This is a genomic window from Dankookia sp. P2, from assembly GCF_050632255.1.
In the GTDB taxonomy this organism is placed as follows: domain Bacteria; phylum Pseudomonadota; class Alphaproteobacteria; order Acetobacterales; family Acetobacteraceae; genus Paracraurococcus.
Genome location: NZ_CP192581.1, coordinates 1,738,052 through 1,758,772, shown reverse-complemented (window position 1 = coordinate 1,758,772; position 20,721 = coordinate 1,738,052). Strand labels below are relative to the sequence as shown.

The following is a 20,721-nucleotide window of genomic DNA, read 5'->3' as shown; positions in this document are numbered from 1 at the left end:
CCGATGGGCTGGATCCTGCTCGGCCTGCTGCTGGTGGTCGGTCTGCCCCTGGCCATGGTCTTCATGGGGCTGGCGCTGGCCCTCTGGGTGACGCTGGCGGTCGCCGGCCTGGTCTGGAGCATCGTCACCTTCGTCTTCCACGCGCCGGTCCTGGCGATCCTGCTGGCGCTCGGCGCCGGGATCGCCATCGGCCGCGGCGCCGCCCGGCGGGCCTAGCGCAGATGGATCCCACGCGCGCCGCATCGCTGCTCGACTTCCTCGCGCTCGCCGACCGGCTGAAGACGGTGGAGCGGCGCGGCCTTGTGCCGATGCCGGACGGCACGATACGGCTGGAGAACAGCGCCGAGCATTGCTGGAACCTGGCGCTGATCGCCCTGCTGCTGCACCGGGAGGTGGCGGCGGAGGTCGACCTCGGCCACGCCCTGTCGCTGATCGCGGTGCACGACCTGGTCGAGATCGAGGCGGGCGACACCTATGCCTACGACCCCGCCGGCCGCGCGACGCAGGTGGACCGCGAGACGGCCGCCGCCGCCATCGTCTTCGGCGCATTGCCGCCCGACCTCGGCGGGCGCCTCCGCGCCCTCTGGGAGGAGTTCGAGGCCGGCGAGACGCCGGAGGCGCGCTTCGCCATGGGCTGCGACCGCATGCAGGGCTTCCTGCAGAACGTGCTGAGCGGTGGCGCCGCCTGGCAGGCGCATGGCGTCACCCGGGCCGACACCGCACCAAGGATGGACCCGGCCATGGCGGTGGACCCGGCCTTCGCCACCCTGATCGGCGCGCTGTACGACCGGGCCCGCGCCGGCGGGATGCTGCCGGAATGAGCGGCAGCGCCCGCGCCCGGCAGACGCCGAAGGGCCGTCCCGCCGCGCGCCCGGCCCAGCGTCAGGCCGCGTCCCGCCCTCCGCCCTACGGGCCGCCGCCGCTGGTCGGCTGGCGCCGCTGGCGCTGGGTGGCGATCCTGGTGGTCGCCGCGGTGATCGGCCTGCCGCTGGCGCATGCGCTGTTCGGCGAGGTCGTGGCGCTGCTCGGCGCGACCTTGCTGCTCGGCTTCCTGCTCGGCCGCTGGACGGCGCGTTGAACCCCGCGCGCCGCCGCTGCTAGGCTCGCGGCATGAGGACGTCCAAGCCAGGCCCGGCAACCGGGCACCCCGCGCCATGATCGCCGCCCTGATCGTGGCGAGCCTCGCCGGCAGCTTCGCGCTGGCCCGCTTCTGGGGCTTCGGCGCGGCGCTGACCGCGCTCGGCCTGTCCTGGGGGACCTTCGCCTGGTTCCCCCAGGTGCTGCCCACCGCGGCGCCGATCGCCTTCGCGGTGATCGCGCTGCTGCTCGGCATCGGCATCCTGCGGGAGCGGCGCCGCCGCGCCTGACCGCGATGCCCGTCCTCGTCTTCGGCTCGGTCGTCGCCGACCTGGTCTTCGCCCTGCCGGCGCTGCCGGCGCCGGGGTGACCGTGCTCGGGCCCGGCTATGCCGCGCTGCCCGGCGGCAAGGGCGCCAACCAGGCCGTGGCCGCGGCGCTCGACGGCGCATCGGCCGCCTTCGCCGGCGCGGTCGGCGCCGATGCCATGGCCGAGGTCGCGCTGGCCGGGCTGCGCGGCGCCGGCGTCGATCTCTCCCGGCTCGCCACCGTCGCGGCGCCCACCGCCTGCGCCGCGGTCTGCGTCGATCCCGAAGGCCGCAACCAGATCGCGGTCGGCAGCGGCGCCAACCTCGCGGCCCGCGTCGCCCAGGTCGAGGACGCGGCGCTCGGCCCGGCCACGATCCTGCTGCTGCAGATGGAGGTGCCGGCGGCGGAGAACGCTGCGCTGGTCCGCCGCGCCCGGGCCCGCGGCGCCCGCATCCTGCTGAACCTGGCGCCGGCCGGGGCGATGCCGCCCGAGGCGCTGCGCGCGCTCGACCTGCTGGTCGCCAACGAGCACGAGGCGGCCTGGCTCGCTGCCCGGCTGGGCTGCGGCGCGGATGCCGCGGGGCTGCACCGGGCGCTCGGGATCGGCGTCGCGGTCACGCTGGGGGAGGCGGGGGCGGAGGCGGCGACCGCCGCGGGCGCCATCCGCGTCCCGGCCTTCCCGGTGCGGGCGGTGGACACCACCGGCGCCGGCGATGCCTGGTGCGGCGTGCTGGCCGCGGCGCTCGACCGCGGGCTGCCGCTGGAGGCGGCGATGCGCCGCGCCTCGGCCGCGGCGGCGCTGGCCTGCACCCGGCCGGGCGCGGCGGCGGCGATGCCGGCGGCGGCCGAGACCGACCGGCTGCTGGCATAGTATATCATATTCTCCATGTGCGCCGGCGCACGGCAGCAGTGTCGCACAAGTGGCATTCTCCCTTCTGCCGGATGCCCGGCCCGTGGAGAATGGACATGGCCGATTTCGTCATCGTGGTCGCTGCGCTCGCCGGCCTCGCCTCCGCCAGCCCTGCCGTGCCCGGCACCGCGCCCACCATTGGCTTCAAGACCTATGCAACGGTCGAGTCCTGCGAGGAGGCCGCCGTCCAGCTCCAGGCCCGGCCCGGCACGCGGCTGGTCTGCCTGCCGGTCGAGACCCAGGCAGGCGAGTTGGCCAGCGCCTACTGAAGAAGGGCCGGGGAGAAGGTATTCTCCCCAGACCCCACATCTAGTTCCGCGGATCTGGCACCCTCCGCGCGGCGGCTGCCGGCTCCGCAACGGGAAAGGTGGGGTCCGGGGAGGGAATACCTGTTTCCCTCCCTGGCCCTCTACTCCACCACGAAGCGCGGCGCCGCCGCCCCCGCGCCCTGCAGCTTGTCCCACAGCCGCGCCGCGATCCGCCGATAGGCCTGCGCCTCCTCGGTCTCGGGCCGCGCCGCGACGATCGGCGTGCCGGCATCGGCCAGCAGCCGGATGTCGAGCTTCAGCGGCAGCTCGCCGAGGAACTCGACCCCCATCTTCGCGGCTTCCGCCCGCGCCCCGCCATGGCCGAACAGCTCCGCCCGGTCGCCGCATTTCGGGCAGCAGTAGTAGGACATGTTCTCGATCACCCCGAGCACGGGGACATTGACCTTCTCGAACATCCGGACCCCGCGCCGCGCGTCCAGCAGCGCCACGTCCTGCGGCGTCGAGACGATGACGGCGCCGGCCAGCGGCACCCGCTGGCTCATCGTCAGCTGCGCGTCGCCGGTGCCCGGCGGCATGTCCACCACCATGACGTCGAGCGCCCCCAGGCGACCTGGCCCATCATCTGCTCGAGCGCGCCCATCACCATCGGCCCGCGCCAGATCATCGGCGTCTCGGCATCCACCAGGAAGCCGATCGACATCGCCTTCAGCCCCCAGCGCTGCAGCGGAATGATCTGCTGGCCCTCCGTCCGCGGCTTCTCCTGCGCGCCGAGCATCTGCGGCAGGGAGGGGCCGTAGATGTCGGCGTCCAGCAGCCCGACACGGAGTCCCTGCGCCGCCAGCGCGACGGCGAGGTTCACCGCGGTGGTGGACTTGCCGACGCCGCCCTTGCCGGAGGCGACGGCGACGATCTTCCTCACCTCCGGCAGCAGCATGGCCCCTGGCCGGCCGGGGCCTTGGGGCCGTGGCTGTGTCCATGCCCCGGCGCGGCAGGCGGCGGCCCGGCCCGCCCGGTGCCGCCCGGCTTCGGCCCGGCGGGCTCGCGGTGCGCGGTCAGCACCACCGTCGCGCTCAGGACTCCGGGAACCCCGGCTGCCGCCTTCTCCGCCGCCTGGCGCAGCGGCTCCATCTCCCGCGCCCGCTCGCGCGGCACGGCAATGGCGAATTGCACCAGCCCGTCGCGCGCCGTCAGGCCTGCACCAGCCCGGCCTCCACCACGTCCCGGCCGCCCACCGGGTCGCGGACCGACCGGAGTGCCTGCCGCACCGCCTCGACCAGAGACTCGCCCATCGCTTGAAAAGCCCTCTCGATCCAACAATATCGCCCGTGCCCGGGGGCATGCCGGCCGGGGCGCCGTTCGCGCGCCCCCTGGTCAGCGTGATATGGACGGGCACCGCCGTGGCATCCAGCCCCCATCGGGGCGCGGGGGCCTGGCGCAGGCAACGAAGATCCAGACGAACAACAGGTGGAGGCCGGCTCGATCCATGGCGCTGAACAACGGCGGACCCAGCCCGTGGGGCAATCCCCGACCGGGCGGGCCCTGGGGGTCGCCTCCGCCGACCCCGCCCGGTGGCGGCAGCCGCGGACCCGGACCCGACCTGGATGACCTGATCCGCCAGGCGCAGGACGCGGTCCGCCGCATCATCCCGAGCGGCGGCGGCGCGGCCGGCGGGAAGGGGCTCGCGATCCTCGCCCTGATCGTCGTCGCGCTCTGGGCCGGCAGCGGCTTCTACCGCGTCCAGCCGGACGAGGAAGGCGTGGTCCTGCGCTTCGGCGCCTTCGACCGTACCGCGGCGCCGGGCCTCAACTACCACATCCCCTGGCCGGTCAGATCGGTGGAGACGCCGCGGGTCACGACCGAGAACCTGGTCTTCATCGGCTTCCGCTCGGGCGACCCCGCCTCGGTCCGCGGCCCGGTCGGGCGCGACGTGGTGGAGGAGTCGCTGATGCTGACCGGCGACGAGAACATCATCGACATCGACTTCGTGGTGCGCTGGCGCATCCGCGACGCGGGCGACTTCCTGTTCAACACCCGCAACCCGGAAAGCACCATCAAGTCCGCCGCCGAGAGCATGATGCGCGAGGTGATCGGCCGCACCCCGATCCAGCCCGCCCTGACGGAAGCGCGCGGCCAGATCGAGGACCAGGTCCGCGCCGGCACCCAGGCGATCATGGACCAGTACAAGGCGGGCGTCGCGATCACCCAGGTGCAGCTGCAGAAGGTCGATCCCCCTGCCGCCGTCATCGAGGCCTTCCGCGACGTGCAGCGCGCCGCGGCCGACCGCGAGCGGCAGCGCAACGAAGCCGAGGCCTACCGCAACGACATCATCCCCCGCGCCCGCGGCGAGGCCGAGCGCATGATCCAGGAGGCCCAGGGCTTCCGCGACAGCCAGGAGGCCCGCGCCAAGGGCGAGGCGGCGCGCTTCGTCAGCGTGCTCGGCGCCTACAGCGCCGCGCCGGACGTGACCCGCCGGCGGCTCTACATCGAGACCATGGAGGAAATCCTGCGGCGCAACCCGAAGGTCATCGTCGACGATCGCCTGCAGGGGCTGGTGCCCTTCCTCAACCTCGGCGATCAGGCCCGCCCGGCCGGTCGCCCGGCGCCGGCCGCCCCGGCCGCCGCCGTGCCCATGCTGTCCGGTCCCCGTCCTGGAGTGGCGCCGCGATGAACCGCCTGATCATTGCCGCCATCGCGCTCGGCGTCGTCGTCCTCGTCGCCGCATCGTCGCTCTTCGCGGTGCACCAGACCCAGCAGGTGCTGATCACCCAGTTCGGCCAGCCGATCCGCGTCGCCGACAAGCCCGGGCTGAACTGGAAGGTGCCCTTCATCCAGACCGGCATCAGCTTCGATCGCCGGCTGCTGGACTTCGATGCGCAGGGGCAGGAGGTCATCCTCGGCGACCAGCGCCGGCTGGTGGTGGACACCTTCACCCGCTACCGCATCACCGACCCGCTGCGCTTCTACCAGACGGTCGGCGCGACCGAGGGCGGCATCCGCCTGCGGCTTGGCCCGATCGTCTCCTCCTCGCTGCGGAACACCCTGGGCAATGAGCCGCTGCTGGCCGTGCTCTCGGCCGACCGCGCGCGGATCATGGGCGAGATCCGCCAGCGGGTGAATGCCGAGGCGCGCAGCTTCGGGATCGAGGTGACGGATGTCCGCATCCGCCGTGCCGACCTGCCGGAGGAGAACACCCAGGCCATCCTGTCGCGCATGCAGTCGGAGCGCGAGCGTGTCGCCCGCGAGCAGCGCGCCGAGGGCGCCGAGCAGGCCCAGCGCATCCGCGCCGCGGCCGAGCGCGACCGCACCGTGCTGATCGCCGAGGCGCAGTCGCGCGCCGAGACGCTGCGCGGCGAGGGCGAGCAGGTGGCCATCCGGATCTTCGCCGACGCCTTCCAGCGGGACCCGGAATTCTTCCAGTTCTGGCGCACCATGCAGGCCTGGCGGGAGGCCTTCTCGGATGGCGATTCCCGCCTGCTGCTCAGCCCCGACAGCGATTTCTTCAAGTATTTCCGCAGTTTGTCGCCCGATGCGGCGCCGGCGGCGGCGAAGTAGGCCGCCCCGGTTCGCCTGCCGTGGCGCACGGGTCAGCCCGTGCGCCACGCCCGGGACGCTGGCGCGATGGCCGGCCCCGTCCATTTGACCTAGCCTTGGGCACCGAACGGCGTTCCCCCCGTTCCCCCTTTCCCCGCAGTCGAGGATCTCCCGATGCGCCTCTCCCCCGCCGTCCTGGCCGCCCTTCTCGCCACCCTGCCCATGGCGGCGGGCGCGCAGCCCGCCCTCACCCCCGCTCCGGCGCCGGCCGATGCGGCGCCGCAGAACGCCCCGGTCGCGGTGCCGATGCGGGATGCGCCCTCCTCCTTCGCGCCGCTCGCCCGGCAGCTGCTGCCGGCAGTGGTGAACATCTCCACCACCCAGACGGTCCAGGCGCGCGGCAACCGGCCGGATGCGCCGGAGCTGCCGCAGGCTCCGCCGGGTAGCCCGTTCGAGGAATCTTCCGCGACTTCTTCAACCGCAACCGGCCGGACGGCCAGGGGCCGGGCGGCAATGGCGGCCCCGCCCAGCCGCAGCGGCCGCGCCGCGCCCAGTCGCTCGGCTCGGGCTTCATCATCGACACCAGCGGCATCGTGGTGACCAACAACCACGTCATCGACGGGGCCGACGAGATCAACGTCATCCTGCAGGACAACACTTCGATCCGCGCCAAGCTGCTCGGCACCGACCCGCGCACCGACATCGCCGTGCTGAAGATCGAGACCGACAAGCCGCTGCACGCCGTGCAGTTCGGCGACAGCGACACCGCCCAGGTCGGCGACTGGGTGCTGGCGATCGGCAATCCCTTCGGGCTCGGCGGCACCGTTACCGCCGGCATCGTCTCGGCCCGCGGCCGCGACATCCGCCAGGGCCTCTACGACGACTTCATCCAGACCGATGCCGCGATCAACCGCGGCAATTCCGGCGGGCCGCTGTTCAACCTCGAAGGCAAGGTGGTCGGCATCAACACCGCGATCTACTCGCCCTCGGGCGGCTCGATCGGCATCGGCTTCTCGATTCCGTCCAACCTCGCGCGCAACATCACCGCGCAGCTGCAGGAGCCGGGCGGCAAGGTCCGCCGCGGCTGGCTCGGGGTGAACATCCAGCAGGTGACCGACGAGATCGCCGAGAGCCTGGGTCTCAAGGGCGGCGGCCGCGGCGCCCTGGTGGCGCGGGCGCAGGAGGACGGGCCGGCCGCCAAGGGCGGCATCAAGAACGGCGACGTGGTGCTGAAATTCAACGGCGCCGAGGTGAAGGAGATGCGCAACCTGCCGCGCATCGTCGCCGATACCCCGGTCGGCCGCGCCGTCCCCGTGGTTGTCTGGCGCGACGGCAAGGAGCAGACCCTGCAGGTCACGGTCGGCAAGCTGCCGGGCGAGGCGCAGCAGGCCGCCGCCACCCCGCCGCCGGCCAACCGGCCGACCGAGCTGGCCGGCCTCGGCCTGCGGGTCGGGCCGATCTCGCCCGAGACGCGCGACCGCTTCTCGCTCCGGCCGGAGCAGAAGGGCGTGGTGATCGTCGAGGTCGCACCGGACAGCCCGGCGGCCGAGCGCGAGCTGCGGCCGGGCGACGTGATCGTCGAGGTGCAGCAGGAACGGGTGAACACCCCGCAGGAGGTCCAGGCCCGGCTGGAGGCGCTGCGCAAGCAGAACCGGCCGACCGCGCTGCTGCTGATCGAGACCGCCCAGGGCCAGCGTTTCGTGCCGCTGCGGCTGCGTGGGGAGAAGGGCAGCCCCGGCTGATCGGCGGGCCGGCCGGGCGGCGCGCCCGGCCCCTCAGGCTGCGAAAATCACCCTGGGGCCGGGGCGGCCCGCCCCGGCCTTTTTCAGGCCCGGCATTGCCCTGAACCGTTGAGGAATGCCTAAGATAACATGTAATATGCTCTAAGAATTGTGTTGTAACATATTCAGGCGTGTCTTCCCCTGCGGGCCTCGCCGGCTCTCGCGCAGCGCCCGACCCTGTCGCGAGATGACGGAGACCATGCCGGACTCCCTGCTGGACCACCATCATCTGCAGCCGGGCGATGCGTGGCCAGCACCGGGACCCCGTGCCGCGCGGCGCCCGGTCGGCCTGCGCCGGCACCTGGCGGGCATCCTCCTCGCCGCCCTGCTGCCGGTGCTCGCGGCGGGTGGCCTCGCCCTACACGGCGCCGCCGATGCCTATCGCCAGGCCTTCGAGGCGCGGCTGCGCGACACCGCCCGGGCGTTGTCGCTGGCGGTCGATGCCGACATCCGGGGCCGCGTCGAGATCGCTGACCGCCTTCGCCACCTCGCCCGCCTTTGGCGACGGCAGCCGCATCGCCGACCCGGCGGCGGCGCTCGCCCATGCCCGCCGGGTCGCCGGGATCACCGGCATGCGGATCGCGGTGGCCGATCGGGACGGCCGCTTCCTGCTGCACCACCAGATCGCGCTCGGCGCGCCCCTGCCGGAGACCGGCACCGCCGCCGAGGTGCTGCGCGCCGCCATCCGTGAGGAACGCCCGGTGGTGTCCAGCCTGATGCCGGGGCCGCTGGTCGGCCGCCCGGTGGTGGCCGTGGTGGTGCCGGTGCCGCGCGCCGATGGCGAGCCGCCGCTGCTCTCGACCGGCGGCTCGCTCGACCCCGACTATTTCGACGCCATGCTCGCCGCGCAGCAACTGGAGCCCGGCACCTTCGCCGGGCTGGTCGACGCCAGGGGCACGGTCATCGCCCGGTCGGACGGCCTCTTCCGCGGCACCACTCTGCCGCCGCACCTCCAGGCGCTGCTCAGCAGCAGCGGCGAGATCGTCCGCCGCACCGGCCTGGACGGGGCGGACAGGCTCTTCGCCAATGTGGCGCTGGCCGCGGCGCCAGGCTGGAGCGTGACCGTCTCGGTTCCCTATGCCGCCTACCGCGCGAGCTGGCAGGGTCCCCTGCTCGGGATCGCCTTCGGCCTCGGCCTCGCGCTGCTGGCCTCGGGCGGCCTCGCCCTGCTGCTGGCCCGGCGGCTGCTGCGGCCGCTTGGCTGGCTGGCGGCGCATGCCCGCGGGGTGGCGCTGGACCCCGAGCGGCGCGCCGACACCGCCGCCGACCTGCCGCCGGTGCCGGTCGCCGAGCTGGAGGCGCTGCGCCAGGGCTTCGCCGCCGCCGAGGCGGCGCTGCGCCGCCGCACCGAGGCCGAGCGCCAGGCCTATGCCGCGCTGGCCGAGAAGGAGGCGATGCTGGCCTCGGCGCAGCAGCTCACCGGGGTCGGCGGCTGGACCTGGGAGGTGGCCGACACCGACGATCTCGAGGCCACCGAGAACAATGCGCTGCGCTGGACCGAGGAGACCTACCGCATCTTCGGCCTGGCGCCGGGCGCCGCCGTCTCCACAACGCTGTTCTTCGACGCCGTCCCGCCGGCCGACCGGCCGCGGATCCGCGCCACGCTGCGGGAGGCGCTGCGGGACTGCCAGCCCTACCGCATCGAGCATCGCATCCGCCGCCCCGACGGCAGCGTCCGCATCGTCGAGGAGCTGGCCTCGCCCGAGTCGGATGGCGACGGCCGGGTCCGCCGGGTGGTCGGCAGCTGCCAGGACGTCACCGAGCGCCGCATGACCGAGGCGGCGCTGGCCGACAACGCGGCGCGGCTGCAGGACCTGCTGCGGACGCTCGATCTGGCGGCGTTCATGGCGCGCGACCTCGACGGCACCATCCGCTTCTGGTCGAGGGGCAGCGAGCTGCTCTACGGCTGGACCGCGGCCGAGGCGATGGGCCGCAACGTGCACCAATGCTCGGCACCGTCTTCCCGGTGCCGCTGCCGGAGATCGAGGCGGTCCTGTTGCGCGACGGCGAGTGGCGCGGCGAGCTGCGGCATCGCCGCCGGGACGGCGAGGAGCTGGTGGTGGCGGCGCACAAGGCGCTGCGCCGCGACGCCGATGGCCGGCCCGTGGCGGTGGTCGAGAGCGTCGCCGACGTCACCCCCTGCATGCGGCGCGCGAGGCGCTGGCCGAGGGCGAGGCGCGGCTGCGCTCGGTGGTCGACAGCGCGCTGGACGGCATCGTCGTGGCCACGCAGGAGGGCGTCATCGTCTCGGCCAACCGGTCGGCGGCGCGGATGTTCGGCCATCCCGGGCCGGAGGCGCTGGTCGGCCAGGATCTCGGCGTGCTGATGCCGGCCGAGGAGGCAGCGCGGCACGGCGCCCGGCTGGCCGGCATGGACGCGGACGAGGTGGCGCGGGAGATGGCACCCGGCCGCGTGCTGACCGCCCGCCGCGCCGATGGCGGCGAATTCCCGATCGAGGCCTCGGTCGCCGGCTTCGCCGCCGGCGGCCGGCGCTTCGTCACCGGCATCCTGCGCGATGTCAGCGCCCGGGTCGCCGCCGCCCGGGCGCTGGCCGAGAGCGAGGCCCGGCTGCGCACCATCGTCGAGACCGTCCCGGTCGGGCTGGTCATGGCCGAGCTGCCCTCCGGCCGGATCATCGGCGGCAATGCATTCGTCGAGACGCTGCTGCGCCACCCGGTGCTGCATTCGCCGGACGTCGACAGCTACGACGAATGGGTCTCCTACCATGCCGATGGCAGCCGGGTGGCGGGGCATGAATACCCGCTGGCGCGCATGGTGCTGGCCGGGGAGGAGGCGCCCTCGATCGAGGTGCACTACCAGCGCGGCGACGGCACGCGCGCCTGGATGCGGATCATGGGCCGGCCGGTGCGCGACGCGGATGGCCGGCTGGTCGGCGGCGTCGTCGCCCTGGTCGACGTGGATGGCGAGCGGCGGGCGCGCGAGGCGTTGGCGGCGAGCGAGGCGGAGTTCCGCGGCACCTTCGAGCAGGCCGCGGTCGGCATCGCCCATGTCGGGCTGGACGGCAGCTGGCTGCGGGTCAACGACCGCTTCTGCGCCATCGCCGGCCACCCGCGCGACGCCATGCTGGCGCTGACCTTCCAGGACATCACCCATCCGGACGACCTGGCCGGCGACCTGGCGCAGGTCGAGGCGCTGCTCGCCGGCACGCTCGACACCTATGCGATGGAGAAGCGCTATATCCGGGCCGATGGCGCGGCGGTCTGGGTCAACCTGACCGTCGCCCTGCAGCGCGACGCCGCCGGGCGGCCGGACCGTTTCATCTCGGTGATCGAGGACATCTCCGCCCGGAAGGCGGCCGAGGTGGCGCTGGCCGGCAGCGAGGAGCGCTACCGCAGCCTGTTCGAGCGGATGGAGGAGGGCTTCGCGCTCTGGGAGGCGATGCCGGATGCCGAGGGGAGGATCGTCGATTTCCGCCTGCTGGAGCGCAACGACGCGGTCGACCGGCTGACTGGGCGGCTGCCGGCGGCCTGCATCGGCCGCAGCCTGCGCACGCTGTTCCCCGAGCTGCCGCCGCACCGCTTCGCCGCGCATGTGCGGACGGTCGAGACCGGCGAGCCGCAGGCGCTGGAGGAGCCGGCGGGCGCTGCCGGCCGTTGGCTGAACATGCGCTTCTACCGTCCGGCGCCGGGCCGGGTGGCGGTGCTGGCGCGCGACGTGACCGAGCGCGTCGCCGCCGAGGCGGCGATCCGCGACAGCGAGGCGATGCTGCGCCGGGTGCTCGACAACCTCTTCGCCTTCGTCGGCGTGCTGGCGCCGGACGGCACGTTGCTGGACGCCAACCGCGCGCCGCTGGAGGCCGCCGGCATCACGCTGGAGGAGGTGCGCGGCCGGCCCTTCTGGGAAGCCTATTGGTGGTCCTACGACCCGGTGGTGGAGGCGGCCATGCGCGAGGCCTGCCTGCGCGCCGCGGCCGGGGAGACGTCGCGCTATGATGTCGAGGTGCGGATGGCCGGCGACAGCCGCATGGCGATCGACTTCCAGGTGGCGCCGCTGCGCGATGCGGCGGGGCGGATCACCCACCTGATCCCCTCGGCGGTCGACATCACCGAGCGCAAGCGGTCGGAGGAAGCGAAGATGCTGCTGGCGCGGGAGGTGGACCACCGCGCCAAGAACGCGCTGGCGGTGGTGCAGTCGGTGCTGACCCTGACCCGCACCGATGACCCGGCGGCCTTCAAGAAGGCGGTGATGGGCCGGATCGCCGCCATGGCGCTGGCGCAGACGCTGCTGGCGCGGGAGAACTGGAACGGCGCCGACCTGCGGGCGCTGCTGGCCGAGGAGCTGGCGCCCTATCGCGGCGGCGGCGGCGGGCTGGAGGCGGCGGTGCAGCTCGACGGGCCGCTGGTCGGGCTGGCGCCGGGCGCGGCGCAGGCGGTGGCCATGGCGATCCACGAGCTGGCGACCAATGCCGCCAAGTACGGCGCGCTGTCGCGGTCAGGCGGCCTGGTTTCGGTCACCTGGTCGAAGGAGCCGGGGACGGAGGGGCTGATGCTGGTCTGGCGCGAGCGGGGGACCGCCGCTGGCGGGGCCGCCGGCGCGGCGCGGCTTCGGCACCAGCCTGATCCAGAGCACCATCGTCCGCCAGCTGCAGGGCCGGCTGCAGCTGGACTGGGACCCGGCCGGGCTGCGCTGCACCCTGGGCCTGCCGGCGAAGCAGGTGCGCTGGCGGGCGCGGGTGGCGCCGCGGCTGGGATAAGGCGGCGCCCGGCAGGGCGTGGAGGCCCGGACGGCCAGCCCCGCGCCGGCAGGGGAGCGCCGCGCCGGCGCGGGGCCGGCCGTCCGTGTCAGCCCGCCAGGATCTCCGCCGCCCGGTAGCCCTGGGCGAACAGCAGCCCGCGCAGGTCGGCATGGTCGAGCTTCGCCCGCGCCGCCGCGGCCACCACCGGCTTGGCCCGGAAGGCGACGCCGAGCCCGGCCGCCTGGATCATCGCCAGGTCGTTGGCGCCGTCGCCCACCGTCAGCGCCGCGTCCAGCGGCAGCGCATGCTCGGCCGCCAGGCGCTTCAGCGTCGCCAGCTTGGCGTCGCGGTCGAGGATCGGCTCCCCCACCTTGCCGGTGAGCCGGCCATCGGCGATCTCCAGGGTGTTGGAGTAGTGCGCATGGAAGCCGACCAGGTCCGCGACGCGGCCGGTGAAGAAGGTGAAGCCGCCGGAGACCAGGGCGCAATGCGCGCCGTTGGCCCGCATGGTGGCGACCAGCTCCTGCGCGCCGCCGGTCAGCTCGGTCGCCGCCCAGGTGCGCTCGAGCGCCGCGACATCGAGCCCGGCCAGCATGCCGACGCGCTCGACCAGCGCGGTGCGGAAGTCGAGCTCGCCGTTCATCGAGCGCCGGGTGATCTCGGCGATCCGCTCCTTCAGCCCGGCGAAGGCGGCGATCTCGTCGAGCGTCTCCGAGGTCACGATGGTGCTGTCCATGTCGGCCAGCAGCAGCCGCTTGCGGCGGCCCTCGGCGGCGGTGGCGATGACGTCGACAGGGGCGCCGTCCAGCGCCTGGGTGGCGACGGCGATCGCCTGCTCGGCCGCCAGCCCGTCGAAGGGGATGTCGGCGGCTTCCTCGGGCGAGAGCCAGTCGGGCGTGCCGGCATCGGCGCCGAGCGCCTGCAGCGCGGCGCGGGTGCGGAGCAGGTGGGGCTGGCCGAGCCCGCCCGCGGCGGCGATCAGGGTGAGGATCTGGGACATGCGGCGCCCCCTATGGCGAAGCGCGCCGCATGACGCAATCAGCCGATGACGGGGCGCTGCCCAGGGCGCTGATCCTCGCCGGGCCGACCGCCAGCGGCAAGTCGGCGCTGGCGCTCGACCTGGCGCGGCGGCTGGATGGGGTGGTGATCAACGCCGATTCCATGCAGCTCTATGCCGGGTTGCGGGTGCTGACGGCGCGGCCGACGCCGGCGGAGGAGGCGCTGGTGCCGCACCGCCTCTACGGCGTCCGCCCGGCCGGCGAGGCGGCCTCCGTCGCCTGGTGGCGAGGGCGGGCGCTGGCGGAGATGGCGGCCGCGCGGGCGACGGGACGGCTGCCGATCCTCTGCGGCGGCACCGGGCTCTATTTCCTGTCGCTGACCGAGGGGCTGTCCGAGCTGCCGCCGGTGCCCGCCGCGGCACGGGAGGCGGCGCGGGCGCTGCTGGCCGAGATCGGCGCGCCGGCGCTGCATGCCCGGCTGGCGGCCGCGGACCCGGAGACCGCGGCCGGCCTCCGCCCCGGCGACAGCCAGCGCCTGGCCCGGGCCTGGGAGGTCTGGACCGGGACGGGAAGGGGGCTTGCCGCCTGGCAGCGGGAGGGCGCCCATACCGGGCCGGCCGCTTGGGACTTCGCCGCCATCCTGCTCGACCCGCCGCGCGACGCCCTGCGCGCCGCCATCGCCGCCCGCTTCGACGCCATGCTGGCCGAGGGCGCGCTGGAGGAGGTGGCGGCGCTCGGCGCCCTCGGCCTCGACCCCGCCCTGCCGGCGATGCGGGCGCATGGGATGCCGGAGCTGCTGGCGCATCTGCGCGGGGACATGCCGCTGGCGGCGGCGCGGGAGCGGGCGGTGCTGAACACCGGGCAGTACACCAAGCGCCAGGCGACCTGGTTCCGCCACCACAGGCTGGCTGACCCCAGCCGCATGCATATCATCCATGCGCGGATCGGCGATCAGGCGCAATTTCAGGAAAGCGACGCGCCGAAAATCTTCGCGTTTGTTGATCCTGGGCGTTGACGCGGCGCAGCAAGGGGCGTAACCCTCCGGCCCTCGCCGCGCCTTGGCAAAAGCCGGGCGGCGGCCAATGCCCGAGGATGACCCCATGTCCGCCACCCTGCAGACCCCGACCGAGAGCCGCACCATGACCGGTGCGGAGATCGTCCTCCAGGCGCTGAAGGACCAGGGCGTCGAGGTCATCTTCGGCTATCCCGGCGGCGCGGTCCTGCCGCTGTACGACGCGCTGTTCCAGCAGAACGCCATCCGCCACATCCTGGTGCGGCACGAGCAGGCGGCGGTGCATGCCGCCGAGGGCTATGCGCGCTCGACCGGCAAGGTGGGCGTGGTGCTGGTGACCAGCGGCCCGGGCGCGACCAATGCCGTGACCGGGCTGGTGGATGCGCTGATGGACAGCATCCCGGTGATCTGCCTGACCGGCCAGGTGCCGACCCACCTGATCGGCAACGACGCCTTCCAGGAGGCCGACACGACCGGCATCACCCGGCCCGCGACCAAGCACAACTACCTGGTCAAGGACATCGGCAAGCTGGCGTCCACGGTGCACGAGGCCTTCTACGTGGCGAAGTCCGGCCGGCCCGGCCCGGTGGTGATCGACCTGCCGAAGGACATCCTGATCGGCAAGGGGCCCTATGCCGAGGCGCCCAAGGCCGCGCATCGCAGCTACCGGCCGCAGACCGAGCCCAGCGCAGAGTCGATCCGCGCCGCGGTGAAGCTGCTGAAGGGCGCCAAGCGGCCGATCGTCTATGCCGGCGGCGGCGTGATCAATGCCGGGCCGGAGGCGTCCCGGCTGCTCGGCGAGTTCGTCCGCATGACCGGCATGCCCTGCACCAACACGCTGATGGGGCTCGGCGCCTATCCCTCCACGGATCCGCAGTTCCTCGGCATGCTGGGGATGCACGGGACCTTCGAGGCGAACCTGGCGATGCATGGCTGCGACGTCATGCTGAACATCGGTGCCCGCTTCGATGATCGCGTCACGGGCCGGCTGAACGCCTTCTCGCCGAACTCGAAGAAGATCCACGCCGACATCGACCCGTCCAGCATCAACAAGAACGTCAAGGTGGACGTGGCGGTCGTCGGCGACGCGGCCCGTGTGCTGGCGGCGCTGGTCGAGGCGTGGCGCGAGGACGGCGCCGCCCAGGACCGCGAGGCGATGGCCGGCTGGTGGCGGCAGATCGAGGAATGGCGCGGCACCCGCTGCCTGCAGTACCGCCAGGAAGGCAGCATCATCAAGCCGCAGCACGCGGTGAAGCGGCTCTACGAGATCACCCGGGAGATGGGGCGCGAGACCTACATCACCACGGAAGTGGGCCAGCACCAGATGTGGGCGGCGCAGTATTTCGGCTTCGACTGGCCGAACCGCTGGTTGACCTCGGGTGGCCTCGGGACCATGGGCTACGGCCTGCCCGCCGCGATGGGCGTGCAGATCGCCCACCCGGATGCGCTGGTGATCGACATCGCCGGCGAGGCGTCGATCCTGATGAACATCCAGGAGATGGGCACCCTCGCGCAGTACCGGCTACCCGTGAAGGTCTTCATCCTGAACAACGAGTACATGGGGATGGTGCGGCAGTGGCAGGAGCTGCTGCATGGCAGCCGCTACTCCGAGAGCTACTCCGAGGCGCTGCCCGACTTCGTCAAGCTGGCGGACGCCTTCCACGCCCGCGGCATCCGGGTGACGCGGGCCGAGGATCTGGACGCCGGCATCCGCGAGATGCTGGCGCATCCCGGCCCGGTCATCGCCGACATCGCCGTCGCCAAGGACGAGAACTGCTTCCCGATGATCCCCTCGGGCGCGGCGCATAACGAGATGATCCTGGCCCCGGGCCAGGCCGGCGGGGTCGCCGGGGTGACGGATGAGGGGAAGGTCCTGGTCTGAGGACCGGCGAAGGCTCGACCGCACGGCGGGGGATGGACTCCCACCCCCGCCTTCCCTAATGCACGCCCCGACCGAAGAACGATCATGCCCGCTCCTACCGACACCACCTTCCGCAACGCCACCATCGCCGTGCTCGTCGAGAACGAGGCGGGCATCCTGGCGCGCGTCGTCGGCCTGTTCTCCGGCCGCGGCTACAACATCGAGAGCCTGACGGTGGCGCCGGTGGACGAGAACCGCCGGCTGTCGCGGATCACCATCGTCACCTCCGGCACCGACATGGTGATCGAGCAGATCAAGGCGCAGCTCGACCGGCTGGTGCCGGTGCACAAGGTCTCCGACCTGACGCTGGAGGGGCCGCATCTCGCGCGCGAGATGATGCTGATCAAGGTGGCAGGGAAGGGCGAGCACCGGATGGAGGCGCTGCGCCTGGCGGATGCCTTCCGCGCCCGGGTGGTGGATGCGACCACCGAGAGCTTCGTCTTCGAGATGACGGGGGCGGGCGACAAGCTCGATGCCTTCATCGACCTGATGCGGCCGATCGGGCTGACCGAGGTCTCGCGCACCGGCGTCGTCGCCATCGCGCGGGGTGCAGGTGGCCTGGCCGCCGCCTGACGTATGGACTCGCTGCCTCCCGCCCGCACGCTGCACGAGCTTGACCTCCGTGTCATGTTCGAGGTCCGCGCGGAGATGCGGCATTGCGAGACCTTGTCGATCGCCTGCCTGGCGGTCGGCATGTCCGGCATGCTGGCGATGAACGCGCTGGCCGCGACGGCGATCGCCGAGACGCGGCGGGGGCTGGCCCTGCCGGTAATCCTCGGCACGCTGCTCGTCGGCCTGTTCCTCGCCGTCGCTGGCCGCGCGCTCGAGCGCCGGTGCCATGCGCTCGACACCGTCAGCGGGCAGGTGTCGCGCCGCATGGCGCAACGCCTCTCGACCTCCGAGGAGTCGCTCGTGCCCGGGATGATCGATCCCGACCGCGGGAGCGTCATCGACTGCCTGCAGCCGCAGCTGCCCTGGCTCGTCGCCCGGCTCGGCCGGGTGCTCAGCCTCTGTGCCGGCGCCGCCGCGATCGCCGCGGGGCTGTGGCTTCTGCTTGCTTCCCGCGCTGCATAGGAAAGGACAAGAACCATGCGCGTTTACTACGACCGCGACGCCGACGTGAACCTGATCAAGTCGAAGAAGGTGGCCATCATCGGCTTCGGCAGCCAGGGCCATGCCCATGCGATGAACCTGCGCGACAGCGGCTGCGCCGACGTCGCCATCGGCGTCCGCAAGGGCGGGTCCTGGAACAAGGCCGAGGCGGCCGGCTTCAAGGTCATGACCCCGGCCGATGCGGCGAAGTGGGCCGATGTGGTCATGGTCCTCACGCCGGACGAGCTGCAGGGCGACCTGTACCGCGAGGCGCTCGGCCCGAACATGAAGGACGGCGCCGCGCTCGCCTTCGCGCATGGCCTGAACGTGCACTTCAACCTGCTCGACCCGCGCCCCGACCTCGACGTCTTCATGATCGCGCCGAAGGGCCCGGGCCACACCGTGCGCAGCGAATACCAGCGCGGCGGCGGCGTGCCCTGCCTGGTGGCGCTCGCCCAGAATCCCTCGGGCAATGGGCTCGAGATCGCGCTCTCCTATGCCTCCGCGATCGGTGGCGGCCGCGCCGGCGTCATCGAGACGACCTTCAAGGAGGAATGCGAGACCGACCTGTTCGGCGAGCAGACCGTCCTCTGCGGCGGCCTGGTCGAGCTGATCAAGGCCGGCTTCGAGACGCTGGTCGAGGCGGGCTACGCCCCCGAGATGGCCTATTTCGAGTGCCTGCACGAGGTGAAGCTGATCGTCGACCTCATCTATGAGGGCGGTATCGCCAACATGAACTACTCGATCTCCAACACCGCCGAGTACGGCGAGTATGTCACCGGCCCGCGCATCATCACCGCCGAGACCAAGGCCGAGATGAAGCGCGTGCTCTCCGACATCCAGACCGGCAAGTTCGCCCGCGACTGGATGCTGGAGAACAAGGTAAACCAGGCCAGCTTTAAGGCGACCCGCCGCAAGCTCGCCGAGCACCAGATCGAGGATGTCGGCGAGAAGCTGCGCGCCATGATGCCCTGGATCAAGAAGAACGCCCTGGTCGACAAGGCGAAGAACTGAGCCTCGTCCCGCAGGGATGAGCCAGGGCGCCGGCCGCAGGACCGGCGCCCTTTCTGTTTGCGGGCCGACCGGGCGGGCGTAACATCCCGGGCATGACGATCCTCGCCGCCGAGACCGAGCACCCCCGCGACTTCCTGGGCTACGGCCCGACCCCGCCCGACCCGAAATGGCCAGGCGGCGCCCGCCTCGCCCTCTCCTTCGTGCTGAACTACGAGGAAGGTGCGGAGAACACCGTCCTCAACGGCGATGCCGGCAGCGAGCAATACCTGCACGAGGTCCCCGGCGGCCCGTCCCGCCCCGAGCGCGACCTCTCGACCGAGACGCACCTCGACTACGGCGCCCGCGCCGGCGTCTGGCGCATCCTGCGGCTGTTCAAGGAACGCGACCTGCCGCTGACCATCTACGGCGTCGGCCGCGCGCTCGAGCTCAACCCGACCGTGGCGCGGGCCTTCGCCGAGGCGGGGCACGAGATCGCCTCGCATGGCTGGCGCTGGATCGACTACCGCCAGGTGCCCGAGGCGGTGGAGCGCGCCGAGATCGCCCGCTGCGTCGAAACCATCGCGCGCACCACCGGCCAGAAGCCGGTCGGCTGGTACACCGGCCGGATCAGCCTGCGCACCCGGCGGCTGGTCGCCGAGCATGGCGGCTTCCTCTACGACAGCGACAGCTACGCCGACGACCTGCCCTACTACGTCCGCTGCGCCGGCAAGCCCTTGCTGGTGGTGCCCTACACGCTCGACAACAACGACATGAAATTCGCCGTGCCGCCCGGCTTCACCGCGGGCGACGGCTTCACCCGGCACCTGACGGACAGCTTCGACTTCCTGCTGCGGGAAGGGGCGAAGGCGCCGAAGATGATGTCGGTCGGGCTGCATTGCCGCATCGCCGGGCGGCCGGCCCGGGCCGCGGCGCTGGAGCGCTTCCTCGACCACGTGGCGCGGCACCGCGACGTCTGGGTCTGCCGCCGCGCCGAGATCGCCCGCCACTGGCTCGCCACCCATCCGCCGCAGGAGTGACCGCGATGTACCCGCTGGAGAAGCGCGAGCTGGTCGCCGAGGCGCCGGGGCTGCGCATGCAGATCCTGACGCTGGCCGAGGGGCAGGAGGTGCCCTGGCACTGGCATTCGGAGGTGACCGACACCTTCTGGTGCATGGACGGCCCGATGGTGATCGAGACCCGCGCGCCGAATACGGTGACGGTGCTGCAGCCCGGCCAGATGCATGCGGTGCCGCCGCATACCGCGCATCGCGTCACCGGCCAGGATGGCGGCAGGGCGCGCTTCGCCATCCTGCAGGGGGTCGGGACCTACGACTTCAAGCCGGTGGGGTGAAACGGCAGAAGGCCAGGGAGGAAAAGTATTCCCTCCCCGGACCCCTCCCTTCCTTTTTGTGAGTCGGCTGTCGCCGCGCGGCGAATGCTAGAATCGGAGAAATAGAGGAGGGTCCAGGGAGGATACCTCCTCCCTGGCCTTACTTCAGCCGTCCCGCATTCCGCTCGGCCAGGATCGGCCGCACCAGCCGCCCGAACCGCTCCGCCTCCTCGTCGTGCAGGTAGCCCGAGAGGCAGAAGCTGTGGCAGCCGATATCGATGAAGCGCTGCAGCACCGCGGCGCATTGCGCGGGGTCGCCGACCACCGCGACGCCGGCGCCCTGGCGTACCTTCGCCAGCCCGGCCCAGAGATTCGGCGCGATCAGCCCGCCCGTCTCCGCCAGCAGCGCCTGCACCCGCTGGTTCGCCACCGAGTTCGCCACATTCGCCCTGATCGCCGCGCTGCGCGCCTCGCCGACGCCGCGCACCAGGCGGTCGGCGGCCTCCCAGGCCTCGGCTTCGGTCTCCCGGCAGATGATCTGCAGCCGCATCCCGAAGCCCAGGGCCTCCTCCCGTCCCTCGGCCGCGGCCAGGGCGCGGATCTCGGCCATCTGGCCGGCGATCGTCTCCGGCCGGTCGCCCCAGAACAGGTGGACGTCCGCGTGCTTCGCCGAGATCGCCCAGGCCTGGGCGCTGCCGCCGCCGAGGTAGAAGCGTGGATGCGGCTGCTGGAAGGGGGCGGGATGACGCGGGCGCCGCGCAGGCGATGGAAGGCGCCGTCCCAGTCGACCGGCCGGCGCGCGG

19 protein-coding genes and 2 pseudogenes are annotated in these 20,721 nt (G+C 72.9%); 18 read left to right on the top strand and 3 right to left on the bottom strand.

The features are described from left to right. Positions 1-3: 3 nt before the first annotated feature. The 6 genes from ACQ86J_RS10490 (at position 4) to ACQ86J_RS10465 (ending at position 2,564) form a co-directional block, all read left to right on the top strand. Positions 4-216, top strand: coding sequence for a hypothetical protein (locus tag ACQ86J_RS10490; protein WP_431271064.1), 213 nt, complete (start codon positions 4-6; stop codon positions 214-216). A 5-nt stretch (positions 217-221) separates the two neighbouring features. Then, positions 222-821 (top strand): HD domain-containing protein, encoded by a 600-nt coding sequence (locus ACQ86J_RS10485; protein WP_431271063.1) that lies wholly within the window; start codon positions 222-224, stop codon positions 819-821. Continuing rightward, positions 818-1,078 carry a hypothetical protein gene (locus ACQ86J_RS10480; RefSeq protein ID WP_431271062.1) on the top strand — a complete coding sequence of 87 codons (261 nt, stop codon included), beginning with the start codon at positions 818-820 and terminating at the stop codon, positions 1,076-1,078. Before ACQ86J_RS10485 ends, ACQ86J_RS10480 begins: the two co-directional genes overlap by 4 nt. A 76-nt stretch (positions 1,079-1,154) precedes the next feature. Next, the gene (locus ACQ86J_RS10475) at positions 1,155-1,367 is read left to right on the top strand and encodes a hypothetical protein (protein ID WP_431271061.1); all 213 of its coding nucleotides are present in this window, start codon (positions 1,155-1,157) and stop codon (positions 1,365-1,367) included. 76 nt (positions 1,368-1,443) lie between these two features. Next, complete coding sequence (locus ACQ86J_RS10470) at positions 1,444-2,256, top strand: PfkB family carbohydrate kinase (protein ID WP_431271060.1); 813 nt, start codon at positions 1,444-1,446, stop codon at positions 2,254-2,256. A 95-nt stretch (positions 2,257-2,351) separates the two neighbouring features. Next, complete coding sequence (locus ACQ86J_RS10465; protein ID WP_431271059.1) at positions 2,352-2,564, top strand: hypothetical protein; 213 nt, start codon at positions 2,352-2,354, stop codon at positions 2,562-2,564. Between the two features lie 140 nt (positions 2,565-2,704). Here the strand turns inward: ACQ86J_RS10465 and ACQ86J_RS10460 are convergent. Next, positions 2,705-3,853, bottom strand: a pseudogene (locus ACQ86J_RS10460) (Mrp/NBP35 family ATP-binding protein). Between the two features lie 194 nt (positions 3,854-4,047). On the opposite strand from ACQ86J_RS10460, the gene hflK reads away from it, so the two are divergent. From hflK to ACQ86J_RS10435, 5 genes and pseudogenes are all read left to right on the top strand, one after another. Continuing rightward, positions 4,048-5,232 (top strand): FtsH protease activity modulator HflK, encoded by a 1,185-nt coding sequence (gene hflK / locus ACQ86J_RS10455; RefSeq protein ID WP_431271058.1) that lies wholly within the window; start codon positions 4,048-4,050, stop codon positions 5,230-5,232. After that, positions 5,229-6,116 carry a protease modulator HflC gene (hflC, locus tag ACQ86J_RS10450; protein WP_431271057.1) on the top strand — a complete coding sequence of 296 codons (888 nt, stop codon included), beginning with the start codon at positions 5,229-5,231 and terminating at the stop codon, positions 6,114-6,116. The genes hflK and hflC overlap by 4 nt, the downstream gene beginning before the upstream one ends. A gap of 437 nt (positions 6,117-6,553) precedes the next feature. Continuing rightward, on the top strand, positions 6,554-7,837 hold the full coding sequence (locus ACQ86J_RS10445; protein ID WP_431272363.1) for a DegQ family serine endoprotease: 1,284 nt from the start codon (positions 6,554-6,556) through the stop codon (positions 7,835-7,837). A gap of 281 nt (positions 7,838-8,118) precedes the next feature. Next, positions 8,119-9,603 (top strand): annotated as a pseudogene (locus tag ACQ86J_RS10440) (PAS domain-containing protein); the annotation flags it as partial. A gap of 493 nt (positions 9,604-10,096) precedes the next feature. Then, positions 10,097-12,709: a PAS domain S-box protein gene (locus ACQ86J_RS10435; RefSeq protein WP_431271056.1), complete on the top strand. Its 2,613-nt coding sequence runs from the start codon at positions 10,097-10,099 to the stop codon at positions 12,707-12,709. Here ACQ86J_RS10435 and serB read toward each other — a convergent pair. Beyond that, positions 12,679-13,572: a phosphoserine phosphatase SerB gene (gene serB, locus ACQ86J_RS10430; RefSeq protein WP_431271055.1), complete on the bottom strand. Its 894-nt coding sequence runs from the start codon at positions 13,570-13,572 to the stop codon at positions 12,679-12,681. The genes ACQ86J_RS10435 and serB overlap by 31 nt on opposite strands. Before the next feature lie 29 nt (positions 13,573-13,601). Here serB and miaA point away from each other — a divergent pair, with 29 nt between their 5' ends. The 7 genes from miaA (at position 13,602) to ACQ86J_RS10395 (ending at position 19,939) form a co-directional block, all read left to right on the top strand. After that, positions 13,602-14,585: a tRNA (adenosine(37)-N6)-dimethylallyltransferase MiaA gene (miaA, locus tag ACQ86J_RS10425; protein ID WP_431271054.1), complete on the top strand. Its 984-nt coding sequence runs from the start codon at positions 13,602-13,604 to the stop codon at positions 14,583-14,585. Positions 14,586-14,670: 85 nt separating this feature from the next. Beyond that, a complete protein-coding gene (locus ACQ86J_RS10420) occupies positions 14,671-16,464 on the top strand; it encodes an acetolactate synthase 3 large subunit (protein WP_431271053.1) in 1,794 nt (597 codons plus the stop codon). A gap of 84 nt (positions 16,465-16,548) precedes the next feature. Then, positions 16,549-17,076: an acetolactate synthase small subunit gene (ilvN, locus tag ACQ86J_RS10415; protein ID WP_431271052.1), complete on the top strand. Its 528-nt coding sequence runs from the start codon at positions 16,549-16,551 to the stop codon at positions 17,074-17,076. A 3-nt stretch (positions 17,077-17,079) separates the two neighbouring features. Beyond that, positions 17,080-17,577: a hypothetical protein gene (locus tag ACQ86J_RS10410; protein ID WP_431271051.1), complete on the top strand. Its 498-nt coding sequence runs from the start codon at positions 17,080-17,082 to the stop codon at positions 17,575-17,577. A 15-nt stretch (positions 17,578-17,592) separates the two neighbouring features. Next, positions 17,593-18,609: a ketol-acid reductoisomerase gene (ilvC, locus tag ACQ86J_RS10405; protein ID WP_431271050.1), complete on the top strand. Its 1,017-nt coding sequence runs from the start codon at positions 17,593-17,595 to the stop codon at positions 18,607-18,609. Positions 18,610-18,701: 92 nt separating this feature from the next. After that, positions 18,702-19,625 carry an allantoinase PuuE gene (puuE, locus tag ACQ86J_RS10400; protein ID WP_431271049.1) on the top strand — a complete coding sequence of 308 codons (924 nt, stop codon included), beginning with the start codon at positions 18,702-18,704 and terminating at the stop codon, positions 19,623-19,625. Positions 19,626-19,630: 5 nt separating this feature from the next. Next, positions 19,631-19,939 (top strand): cupin domain-containing protein, encoded by a 309-nt coding sequence (locus ACQ86J_RS10395; RefSeq protein WP_431271048.1) that lies wholly within the window; start codon positions 19,631-19,633, stop codon positions 19,937-19,939. A gap of 139 nt (positions 19,940-20,078) precedes the next feature. Here the strand turns inward: ACQ86J_RS10395 and ACQ86J_RS10390 are convergent, their stop codons facing one another. Next, positions 20,079-20,702 carry an LLM class flavin-dependent oxidoreductase gene (locus ACQ86J_RS10390; RefSeq protein ID WP_431272362.1) on the bottom strand — a complete coding sequence of 208 codons (624 nt, stop codon included), beginning with the start codon at positions 20,700-20,702 and terminating at the stop codon, positions 20,079-20,081. Between the last annotated feature and the right edge of the window lie 19 nt (positions 20,703-20,721).

Excerpts from the sequence above, each read along its gene's own strand:
- ACQ86J_RS10490 (WP_431271064.1), top strand. The coding sequence starts at position 4 with ATGGGCTGGATCCTGCTCGGCCTGCTGCTGGTGGTCGGTCTGCCCCTG.
- ACQ86J_RS10485 (WP_431271063.1), top strand. The coding sequence starts at position 222 with ATGGATCCCACGCGCGCCGCATCGCTGCTCGACTTCCTCGCGCTCGCC.
- ACQ86J_RS10480 (WP_431271062.1), top strand. The coding sequence starts at position 818 with ATGAGCGGCAGCGCCCGCGCCCGGCAGACGCCGAAGGGCCGTCCCGCC.
- ACQ86J_RS10475 (WP_431271061.1), top strand. The coding sequence starts at position 1,155 with ATGATCGCCGCCCTGATCGTGGCGAGCCTCGCCGGCAGCTTCGCGCTG.
- ACQ86J_RS10465 (WP_431271059.1), top strand. The coding sequence starts at position 2,352 with ATGGCCGATTTCGTCATCGTGGTCGCTGCGCTCGCCGGCCTCGCCTCC.
- hflK (WP_431271058.1), top strand. The coding sequence starts at position 4,048 with ATGGCGCTGAACAACGGCGGACCCAGCCCGTGGGGCAATCCCCGACCG.
- hflC (WP_431271057.1), top strand. The coding sequence starts at position 5,229 with ATGAACCGCCTGATCATTGCCGCCATCGCGCTCGGCGTCGTCGTCCTC.
- serB (WP_431271055.1), bottom strand. The coding sequence starts at position 13,572 with ATGTCCCAGATCCTCACCCTGATCGCCGCCGCGGGCGGGCTCGGCCAG.
- miaA (WP_431271054.1), top strand. The coding sequence starts at position 13,602 with ATGACGCAATCAGCCGATGACGGGGCGCTGCCCAGGGCGCTGATCCTC.
- ACQ86J_RS10420 (WP_431271053.1), top strand. The coding sequence starts at position 14,671 with ATGTCCGCCACCCTGCAGACCCCGACCGAGAGCCGCACCATGACCGGT.
- ilvN (WP_431271052.1), top strand. The coding sequence starts at position 16,549 with ATGCCCGCTCCTACCGACACCACCTTCCGCAACGCCACCATCGCCGTG.
- ACQ86J_RS10410 (WP_431271051.1), top strand. The coding sequence starts at position 17,080 with ATGGACTCGCTGCCTCCCGCCCGCACGCTGCACGAGCTTGACCTCCGT.
- ilvC (WP_431271050.1), top strand. The coding sequence starts at position 17,593 with ATGCGCGTTTACTACGACCGCGACGCCGACGTGAACCTGATCAAGTCG.
- puuE (WP_431271049.1), top strand. The coding sequence starts at position 18,702 with ATGACGATCCTCGCCGCCGAGACCGAGCACCCCCGCGACTTCCTGGGC.
- ACQ86J_RS10395 (WP_431271048.1), top strand. The coding sequence starts at position 19,631 with ATGTACCCGCTGGAGAAGCGCGAGCTGGTCGCCGAGGCGCCGGGGCTG.